This is a genomic window from Psychrobacter sp. W2-37-MNA-CIBAN-0211 (genome assembly GCF_040309405.1).
Taxonomy (GTDB): domain Bacteria; phylum Pseudomonadota; class Gammaproteobacteria; order Pseudomonadales; family Moraxellaceae; genus Psychrobacter; species Psychrobacter glaciei.
In genome coordinates this window covers 1-265 of the sequence record NZ_JBEOOU010000278.1, presented here as the reverse complement: position 1 = coordinate 265, position 265 = coordinate 1, and the positions used below count along the sequence as shown (strand labels likewise).

General features: G+C 56.6%; 1 pseudogene. It reads left to right on the top strand.

The features are described 5' to 3' along the window. Nucleotides 1-265 (top strand): annotated as a pseudogene (locus AAEY72_RS15220) (Rieske (2Fe-2S) protein); the annotation flags it as partial.

The window sequence follows — 265 nt, the reverse complement described above, 5'->3', positions numbered from 1 at the left end:
GTGGACCTACGAGCTGGACGGCCGCCTGCTGTTCGCCGGCACCGAGATGGGCGCCGATTTCGACATGAAGCAGTACGGTTTGAAGCCGGTGAACGTGAAGACTGCTGGTGGCTACATCTTTATCAGCCTAGCCGAAAACCCACCGGCCATCGATGACTTCCTGTCGACGCTCAGCCATTACATGGAACCCTACGACATGGAGAACACCAAGGTGGCGATCCAGACCACCTTGTTCGAAAAAGCCAACTGGAAGCTGGTGCTGGAA